Genomic DNA, 1017 nt, shown 5'->3' with positions numbered 1-1017 from the left:
GCACGAGGCACCCGCCGCCAGGCTCGCACCGCAGGTCGTGCCCGCAAAGCCGAACTCGCTGCCCGATGCCGACGACACCGCCGCAGCGGTCGGCACCGTCAGGTTCATCGCCACGCCGCCGGTGTTGCTCAGCGTCGCCGTGGCGCCGCTGCTCTGCCCGATCTGCGTGGTCGCAAAGGCTGGTGCGCTCAGCGCGGCCGCCGGCGCGGTGCCGCGCGTGGCGCTCGCACCGGCTGCCGTTCCAGCGCTCGCACCGACCGCCGCCAGGCTGTTCGGCGCCACATTCGTCTGCGTGCTGCCCTGACGGCGGCCGAGCAACCAGTTGTCCCCGGCGATGTTGTCGGCCGCATAGACGTACTTCGCCGTCGACGTGACGGTCTGCGCCACACCGGCCGCGTTGCCGCTCGTCAGCGTGTCCACCTGCGTCGGGTCGCCGTTGTCGTTGAAGCGGTTGGTGGTCGTGGTGACCGGCAACGCCTCCCCGGTGGCCGGCTCCTTGCCGGTCTTGGTGGTCTTGTAGAGATAGGGCCGCAGGATCCGCGTGCCGGCCGCCAGCGGGCACGGTGCGTCCGCCGTGGCGTTCGCTTCGGCAGTTGCGCCGGCGGATCTCTCGCAATGCACGTTGACTTCGCTGGACAGCACCAGCCCCGACGCCTGGTCGAGTGTGCTGCGCCAGGTCTCGCTGCGCACCGGCAGCCCAATGTAGGGATGGCGTTGCTGCTGTTGCAGTACCTGCGTCAGCACCGTGCCGTCGGGCGCCTGCCGCTGGCGGCGCACCTCGCGGAAGCCGCGCGGGCCATACCCGTCGTGGGCCAGCTTGAGGCCGCGGTAGCTGAACTCCTCGATCACCTGGCCGCTGCCGACGCCGCTGTCGCGCGTGACGGTGGCGACGACGTACGACGAATCGATGCTGTCGTACAGCGGGAACACCGCCGCGTTCGCCGTGCCGCGGTCGCTCGTGTACCGCGGGCCGAGTGCGCCACTGGTGGAGTTGGCCAACGGCACCCAGGTCAGCGT

Annotated in this window: 1 pseudogene; it reads right to left on the bottom strand. The window is 71.1% G+C overall.

Going from position 1 to position 1017, the window contains the following annotated elements:
- Window positions 1-1017: pseudogene (locus AC1D12_RS34015) on the bottom strand (hypothetical protein); the annotation flags it as partial.

This window comes from Rhizobacter sp. P1_G5, from assembly GCF_056405435.1.
This window is presented reverse-complemented; position numbering and strand designations above follow the sequence as displayed.